The sequence below is a fragment of the Microcoleus sp. BR0-C5 genome, from assembly GCF_036705045.1.
GTDB lineage: Bacteria > Cyanobacteriota > Cyanobacteriia > Cyanobacteriales > Microcoleaceae > Microcoleus.
The window spans coordinates 1-7,921 of sequence record NZ_JAUBTR010000036.1 but is presented as its reverse complement, the minus strand read 5'-3'; the positions used below and the strand labels follow the sequence as shown (position 1 = coordinate 7,921).

7 protein-coding genes are annotated in these 7,921 nt (G+C 44.3%); 5 read left to right on the top strand and 2 right to left on the bottom strand.

The window, feature by feature from the left end; translation table 11 throughout:
- Positions 1-78: 78 nt before the first annotated feature.
- Positions 79-1,698: an NAD(P)/FAD-dependent oxidoreductase gene (locus tag QUB08_RS18010; protein ID WP_333225989.1), complete on the top strand. Its 1,620-nt coding sequence runs from the start codon at positions 79-81 to the stop codon at positions 1,696-1,698.
- A 211-nt stretch (positions 1,699-1,909) separates the two neighbouring features.
- On the opposite strand, the gene QUB08_RS18005 is transcribed toward QUB08_RS18010, so the two are convergent.
- Positions 1,910-2,461, bottom strand: a complete 552-nt coding sequence (locus QUB08_RS18005; protein WP_333225988.1) for an acireductone dioxygenase — start codon at positions 2,459-2,461, stop codon at positions 1,910-1,912.
- Between the two features lie 228 nt (positions 2,462-2,689).
- Here QUB08_RS18005 and QUB08_RS18000 point away from each other — a divergent pair, with 228 nt between their 5' ends.
- The 4 genes from QUB08_RS18000 (at position 2,690) to QUB08_RS17985 (ending at position 7,485) form a co-directional block, all read left to right on the top strand.
- Positions 2,690-3,655: a M48 family metallopeptidase gene (locus tag QUB08_RS18000; RefSeq protein ID WP_333225987.1), complete on the top strand. Its 966-nt coding sequence runs from the start codon at positions 2,690-2,692 to the stop codon at positions 3,653-3,655.
- Positions 3,656-3,880: 225 nt separating this feature from the next.
- On the top strand, positions 3,881-4,306 hold the full coding sequence (locus QUB08_RS17995) for a DUF4359 domain-containing protein (protein WP_333225986.1): 426 nt from the start codon (positions 3,881-3,883) through the stop codon (positions 4,304-4,306).
- 233 nt (positions 4,307-4,539) lie between these two features.
- Positions 4,540-5,100: a TerD family protein gene (locus QUB08_RS17990; RefSeq protein ID WP_333225985.1), complete on the top strand. Its 561-nt coding sequence runs from the start codon at positions 4,540-4,542 to the stop codon at positions 5,098-5,100.
- A gap of 408 nt (positions 5,101-5,508) precedes the next feature.
- Entirely contained in the window at positions 5,509-7,485 is a 1,977-nt protein-coding gene (locus QUB08_RS17985; RefSeq protein WP_333225984.1) for a TerD family protein, read from the top strand.
- A gap of 73 nt (positions 7,486-7,558) precedes the next feature.
- On the opposite strand, the gene QUB08_RS17980 is transcribed toward QUB08_RS17985, so the two are convergent.
- Positions 7,559-7,921 (bottom strand): glycosyltransferase (locus QUB08_RS17980; protein ID WP_333225983.1); only part of this gene is annotated, 363 nt, incomplete at its 5' end.

Here is a 7,921-nt window from a genome sequence, read left to right as displayed (position 1 = left end):
GCCTGTTGCTAAGCGAGAATGGTGCAACATCTCAGTTAAATCCGTTACCCAATCTGTTGCCGAACTTCCCTCTGCTATATGTTAAGAATAACTGAAATAAAACTCCCCCTAGATCATCCTCAAGATGCGATCGCCAGCGCCATTCTCAAAAAGCTGCAAATCCCCCCGGAAGAATTGCTCGGCTATTCCATCTTCAAGCGCAGCTACGATGCTCGTAAAAAAGCAGAAATCCTCCTTGTCTATATTGTGGATGTAGAGACGACACAGGAAAAGCAACTTTTGGCGCGCTTCAAAAAAGACCCTCATGTAATGGTAACACCAGACACGAGTTATCGCTATGTAGCAAAAGCCACCAGCAATTTGACGATTCGCCCCATTGTGATCGGTACAGGGCCGTGCGGTATGTTTGCAGGTCTGATGCTGGCACAAATGGGGTTTCGCCCTATCCTTTTAGAACGCGGAAAAGCAGTGCGCGATCGCACGGTTGACACCTTTGGATTTTGGAAGAAAAAAGCAGAATTTAACCCAGAATCTAACGCCCAGTTTGGCGAAGGTGGCGCGGGTACTTTTTCCGATGGCAAACTCTACAGCCAAGTTAAAGATCCTCAGCATTATGGACGCAAGGTGCTGACGGAACTGGTGAATGCGGGAGCTTCACCAGAAATTTTATATATTAATAAACCGCATATTGGCACGTTCAAACTTGTGGGAATTGTCCAAAGTATTCGTGCCCAAATAGAATCATTAGGCGGAGAAATTCGCTTTCAAACTCGTGTGGAAGATATTCACATTGAAGATGGAAAAGTGCAAGGACTTACCCTCGCCAGTGGAGAATATATTGCTAGTAATTATATAGTTATGGCGGTGGGACACAGCGCCCGCGATACTTTTGAAATGTTGTTTTCGCGCGGGGTTTACATCGAGGCTAAACCTTTTTCCATTGGTTTTCGGGTGGAACATCCGCAGACTACGATCGATCGCTGTCGTTTTGGCGATCGGGCGGGCCATAAGCTTTTGGGTGCCGCCGATTACAAACTGGTTCACCATTGCCAAAACAATCGTTCAGTATATAGTTTCTGTATGTGTCCCGGTGGTTTGGTAGTGGCGGCTGCGTCCGAACCGGGGCGACTTGTTACTAATGGGATGAGTCAATATTCTCGCAATGAACGCAATGCTAACAGCGGGATTGTGGTGGGTATCACGCCGGAGGATTATCCCGGTCATCCCTTAGCAGGAATTGAGTTTCAGCGTCGCCTAGAAGAACGGGCATTTGAGTTAGGTGGTGGCACTTACAACGCTCCTGGGCAGCTTGTGGGTGATTTTTTGGCGAATCGCCCTTCCACGGCGCTAGGCAGTGTGCAGCCGTCTTATACGCCGGGAGTTGTGATGACTGATTTGAGCGAAAGTTTGCCAGATTATGCGATCGCAGCTATCCGCGAAGCACTTCCGGCTTTTGACAAACAGATTAAAGGATTTGCGATGGATGATGCGGTTTTGACTGCGGTGGAAACGCGCACTTCTTCACCAATTCGGATTAAACGCAAGGAAGATTATCAGAGTTTGAATACAGAAGGCCTTTATCCTGCTGGGGAAGGTGCGGGATATGCGGGTGGAATCCTGTCGGCGGGGATTGATGGGATTAAGGTGGCGGAGGCGGTTGCTTTGAGCATCTTGCAATCTTCAAATCATAAAGTGTGAGGCTGGATTTGAGGATTTTTAAACGATTTGAAGATTGCCGTCAACTGTCAACTGTCAACAGTCAACTGCGGGACTTACGCATCGAAACTCACATCTGGCATCATTCTCAAGAACAGGCATCTTGCCTGTTCCACAAGAAAATTCACTCTTTGTGGAACAGGCATCTTGCCTGTTCATAAAAAGCTTATTGAGAATGGTGCAACATCTCAGTTCAAACAGCAGCTAAGCGTGATCGAATTTCGGTATCGGTATACTCCGGCGTCCAGCCTTCTTGGGTGGTAAAATAGCGCACCGCTTTAACTTTCCGGGCTGCTGTCAAATAAAACCAGTGTTCTGTATTCGCCGGTACGTTGATAAATTCTTCCGGCTGCACAGTGACTTCTACTTGGCTACCGTCGGGCCGCACGAAGCCGAAAATCCCCTCTCCTGCTACGATATAGCGCACTTCATCGTCGGCGTGGATGTGGCACTTGTTGAATTTCGACAGCAGCGTGTCGAGGTTGGGAATATCTGGGTGCAGTACGATTAAGTCGCGGGATTGATAGCCTGCGGTTTCTTGGAGTTGTTGAAAGTAGCCGTCTAGGGCTTGCAGGATTTGCTCTTTTTCGGTGTCGCTAAGGGCATCTTTGGCTAATAGATTTTGAATTTCTGGACTCTCACCCACTGGCCAGCGGTTGAGTTGAATGTTTAAGGGAGCAAGTTCGCGGGTAATGTCGCTGAGTTGAGTGTAGGTTGTACCGTTTTCGTGTCGCAGGATAGCCATTTTTTGCACGTTCCAATTTTTGGGTGAGGCGATACACAGGCACTTTGATAGATGTTTGTCGATCGCGCCTGTACCAGAATCACAATTTTAACGCTAATTTGAACAGGCTTTCCGCCCTGTTCCACAACAGTTCAATATTTGTCGCGATAATATTGATAAGTCAGGCGCCAGCTAGCACCAGCAGCGATCGGCAATCCTGATATCTTGAATGTAACTTTTGCAACAACTATGCCTACTTATACGGGAATTTCTAGTGAAGCATTTCAGCATCCCCTCGATCGCCAAGCTGAGGAAGCGCTGCGAAGCGTGCCTGGATTTGACTTAATTGCCAGCAAATTTGTAGAATTTGTCTACGAACGACCCCAATTCGTTTACCTAATGGGAAATAGCATTCAAGTCGGGCCGCGCCAATATGCCAGCATCTATCATATTTTTCGGGAATGCGTGCAGGATTTAGATGTTTTTCCAGAACCGGGTTTGTTTGTTTCTCAGAATCCCTCAGTTAACAGCTATGCCCTAGGAAAAAACCAGCCATACATAGTATTAAACACTGGGCTTTTAGACTTGTTGGACGAGGCTGAAATTAAGACTGTGCTGGCTCACGAGTTGGGACACATTAAATGTGGTCATCCAACTTTAAATCAAATGGCGATGTGGGCGATGAACGTCGCATCGACAATTGGCGAGATGACTTTCGGGCTGGGAAATATTGTCGGCAGCGGTTTAATTTTCGCTTTTTATGAGTGGCGGCGCAAGGCTGAATTGTCGGCAGACCGGGCGGCTTTGTTGGTGACGGATGACTTAAACAGTGTGATGAAGACGATGATGAAACTTGCGGGAGTTAGCAGTAAATATGCTGACCAATGCAGTTTGCAAGAATTTATCCGCCAGTCTGACAACTATCAAGAGCTCGATCGAGACAATCTCAACCAAGTGTATAAATTTTTACTTTACAACGGCGGCCAGGGCGTGATGCTGAGTCACCCTTTCCCGGTGGAACGCCTGCGATATTTGCGAGACTGGGCAAGTTCCGACGAATACCGCCAAATTAAGCTGGGGAACTACAAGCGGGCTGTAGCTGAGGGTGCGGTTGATGTGAAGTCCCAAACGCCTAACAGTGAGACGGAGGCTTTGCGCCGTCAGATTGAAGAGTTGCAGCGCGAGATCGATCGGCAAAAATCAAAGCGAAACTAAGTTTAAATTCCTCGGCCACAGGCAGACCCTAGGAACCAGCTAAATGTTTTGTTGAAAATTTACCGGATTTGAGGGAGGGGGAAACGTAAAAGGAAGGCAGGCCAGTGAGAGACTTACTCGCAACTGGCCTCCAATCTAAAAACTGTCCCCTCCTTTCGGAAATCTGTTTCTGAGGAGGTGTAGTTTAAATCAAGAGAAGCTTATAAATCAACGGGGCTAAAAAAAATGATTATTGATAACGCAATGAATACTAAGAAGTCAACTTCTAATTTTTTCGGCAATGTGGGAAAAGTCGCGATCGCCCTGACTCTTCTAGCCGCCGGCATGGCATTTACAAATCCTGGGAGAGACAAATACCTAACTTATGCTTCCGGCGTACTCCAAACCGAGTTGGAAAGCACTGTGTGCAAAGATTCTCGCGTTCCGAAAGCTTTGGGCGGCCTTACAGATACTTTGATCGGCAGTTGCAAGAATTTGCTGACTTCGCAGCGGGGCACGATCGAAAGCTTGCTCGACAATACAACACAGCGTCAGAATTTAGGCGTTGTCAGCATTTATACAACTGAACTGGGCAAAAAAAGCTATCCAACGGTTGGAGCTTTTGGGAATTTTGTGACGCTGCCACCTAGTTCGGAAAATTCTCAAAATTAGAGTCAAATTAAGTTCAATTGTAGAAACCGGGTTTTGTAGAAAGCCCGGTTTTTGCTTACGTAATTGTCTTTAAGCAAATCTCAATAAATTCGGAGAGCCGCAGCACATATTTTTAGTCAAGCTCGCTATTATAAGCAAAATATTAAGTTTTATTAAAGAAGAAAAGTTATTGTCCCACTTAATATTAACATTAACGCTATAAAGTTTGATGTTTAACAAATAAGCAGATGGCAATGCAATTAAGTAAGGGTGAGAGATTTAATATCTCTAAAGAAGCGCCCGGTATAAAAAAAATGGCGATCGCCCTCGGTTGGCAGGTGACAGAGGCAGGACAAAGCTACGAGATTGATGTCTCTGCGTTTATGCTAGGTGCTGACGGCAAAATACCTAACGATAAATATTTGATCTTTTACAATAATTTGCAATCCTTTGACAATTCGGTACTGCAAGTGATTCGGGATAAAAACAACCGAAATCAAGAGAATAAAACTATTTACGGCGTTATCTTAAAAAGAGTTAATCCTGAAATTGAGGAAATAACTTTTGTTGTCACTATTGACGAAGCACAGAAATTTAATGCAAATTTTAGCAATATCAAAAATGCTTTTATCAAAATTACCAATTTGGATACAGGAAGCGAACTTGTTCGTTATGAATTAAAAGAGAATTTTTCGCTAGAGACTGCTGTAGAATTTGGTCGCTTGTATAGAAAGAATGGAGAGTGGAGATTTCAGGCGGTAGGAGCAGGATATGAGGCAGGATTGCAGAGTTTTGTGGACAAGTATTGCAGCTAAAATAGTAATAATATTGATCCACTTCCTCACGAGTTGGCCGCGGGAAATGCCGATGATTTGCAGTTTCCGGCTGGGGAGTTGGAGGTGGAGTCAGAACCGGAAGCGGAACAGTCTCGTCTGGAGCTTTTGGTAAATTTGTTACCTTGTTACCTAGTTCTGAAAATGCTCAAAAGTAGGGTCAAATTAAGTTCAATTGTAGAAACAGGTTGGGGAGAAAGCCAGGTTTTTAATTACGTAATTTTACTTAAGTAAATCTCAATAAATTCAGATACAAGCAGCACATATTTTTAATCAAGCCGGCTATTAAAAGCAAAATATTAAGTTTTATTGAAGATCACAAATTATCCGGTGACTTAATTTTAACATAAACACTATAAAGTTTGATATTTAACACATAAGCAGATGGCAATGCAATTAAGTAAGGGTGAGAGATTTAATATCTCTAAAGAAGCGCCCGGTATAAAAAAAATGGCGATCGCCCTCGGTTGGCAGGTGACAGAGGCAGGACAAAGCTACGAGATTGATGTCTCTGCGTTTATGCTAGGTGCTGACGGCAAACTACCTAACGATAAATATTTGATCTTTTACAATAATCTGCAATCCTGTGACGGTTCGGTACTGCAATCGATTCCTGACAAAAATAACCGAGGTCAAGAAAAGAAGACTATTTACGGCATTATTTTAGAGAAAATTAATCCTGAAATTGAGGAAATAACTTTTGCGGTCACTATTCATGAAGCAGATAAAATTAAAGCCAATTTTAGCGAGATCAAAAATGCTTTTATCAAAATTACCAATTTGGATACGGGAAGCGAACTGGTTCGGTATGAATTAAAAGAGAATTTTTCGCTAGAGACTGCTGTAGAGTTTGGTCGTTTGTATAAAAAGAATGGAGAGTGGAGATTTCAGGCGGTAGGAGAAGGATATCAGGCAGGATTGCAGAGTTTGGTTGACAAGTATTACAGCGGAAATAGCAATAATATTGCTCCCATTAGTAGAGAGTTGACAGCGGGAACAGCAGCAGATGATTTGCAGTTGCCTGCTTGGGATTTGGAGGTGGAACCCGAACCGGAAGCGGAACAGTCTCGTCAGACTCGAAGGGTACAGCCATCACGAATTAACAATCAAGTCAATAATAATTCGCGAAGTCGCAAAATACCCGCAGCTTTATTAGCAGGTTTAGGGGTTTTGGTGTTGGGAACAAGTGTAGGGACGATCGCCTTTATGCGATCGGGAAATGAAACGCTTAAGCAAGCGAAAATACTCGCCGTTGAAACGCAGAATGCAGAGAAAGTCACAGATGTCAATTTGCTCAGAAGTTTCGATAAACGACTTAAAGAAACGATCGCCAATTTAGAGAAAATTCCTAACTTCCCCGGCTTTGGGTATCAGCAAGCTAGAGCAGATTTGCTGCAACTGCGCCCGATTTTGGTTCCAGTAGCGCAAAATTTACAGGCGGCAGAAAGTCTAGCAACGGCTCAAAAATTGGCGATGGAAGCTGCTGTGGTTGTGCAAAAACCGCCTCATCCGATGGAAGTTTGGCAGCAGTCGCAAAGTAAATGGCAACAGGCGATCGCACTTTTAGAAGCGATAGATTCACGTACACCGGTTTATAATCTAGCTCAAAATAAGTTATCTAATTACCGGGCCAATCACGCTGTGATCAGTCAAAGAGTTGCGATCGCTCAAAAAGCTGCAAATTTCAGCAACCAAGGTTCTTTGAAAGTTCAAAAGGGAGATGTTCCGGGGGCGATCGCCAATTTTACTCAAGCTTTAGCGCTGAATCCGAACATACCTCAAGCTTACCTCGGATTGGGAATTGCTACTGGCCAACAGGGAAACAAGCAGCAGGCAATTTACAATTACGATCGAGCGCTGCAATTTAATCCTAACTTGGCAGAAGCTTATTTCGGTCGCGGTCAAGCATACTATGAATTGGGAAACAAGCAAAAGGCGATCGGCGATTACGAACAAGCTATTCGCGTTAATCCTAATTATGGTTTGGCTTATTTGGAACGAGGTGCTATTCGCTGTATGTTGGGAACAAAATCGCCAGCAGTATCAGATTTTCAACAAGCGGGAGAACTTTTCTTAAAGCAGGGAGACGGAAATAATTACAAATTAGCACAAAGCTTTATTAATGATTGTCAAGAAGCGAGTGCAGAGTCTGCAATCTGCGATTATCGAAGGAACATAGACTCCTTCGGCAGACCCTGCGGTCGCTCTGTTAATGTTCCGATTATAATTAGAAGAAAATCCGCGACTGCTACCTCAAACTCTGAGTCTACTGCTGTTAAAAGCAATAGCAGCGTTGAAAAAATCTCGCCTGCAAATTCTGATAGCAGCAGTACAAGAATTCGCAGCAGGAGAAAAAGTAAAAGGTAAACCCCAGTCGCATTACTTAATATAGCAACCGCCAAGACGGTTAGGACGTTGTTAATGGCTGAAACGATTGATTTTATTGCTTCTTCCTTCTTCCTTCTGCTATAGATGACAAAATCTCCTGGTAAGCATCGATGGTTTGCTGGGCGATCGCCTCCCAATTATAATGCTTTTTGGCATACTCTTTGCCATTCAATCCCCGCCTTTGTCGCTCCTGTGGATTGAGAAGTGCTGATTTGATTGAATTGGCGATCGCCCCTACTTCCAAAGACCCCACCCAACCAGCTTCTGCTTGCTGTATGTTTTCCGCAATATGTATGCGATCGGAAATCGCGACAGGTACACCGGCGGCCATCGCTTCTGCTACAGCAATGCCAAAGTTTTCGTAATAAGAAGGCAATACAAATAAGTCGGCTTTTGTCAACAGTTCAACTTTTAA

Bases quoted from the DNA above. Each gene is read 5' to 3' on its own strand.
- QUB08_RS17990 (WP_333225985.1), top strand. From the start codon at position 4,540: ATGCAATTAAGTAAGGGTGAGAGATTTAATATCTCTAAAGAAGCGCCC.
- QUB08_RS18010 (WP_333225989.1), top strand. From the start codon at position 79: ATGTTAAGAATAACTGAAATAAAACTCCCCCTAGATCATCCTCAAGAT.
- QUB08_RS17985 (WP_333225984.1), top strand. From the start codon at position 5,509: ATGCAATTAAGTAAGGGTGAGAGATTTAATATCTCTAAAGAAGCGCCC.
- QUB08_RS18000 (WP_333225987.1), top strand. From the start codon at position 2,690: ATGCCTACTTATACGGGAATTTCTAGTGAAGCATTTCAGCATCCCCTC.
- QUB08_RS17995 (WP_333225986.1), top strand. From the start codon at position 3,881: ATGATTATTGATAACGCAATGAATACTAAGAAGTCAACTTCTAATTTT.
- QUB08_RS18005 (WP_333225988.1), bottom strand. From the start codon at position 2,461: ATGGCTATCCTGCGACACGAAAACGGTACAACCTACACTCAACTCAGC.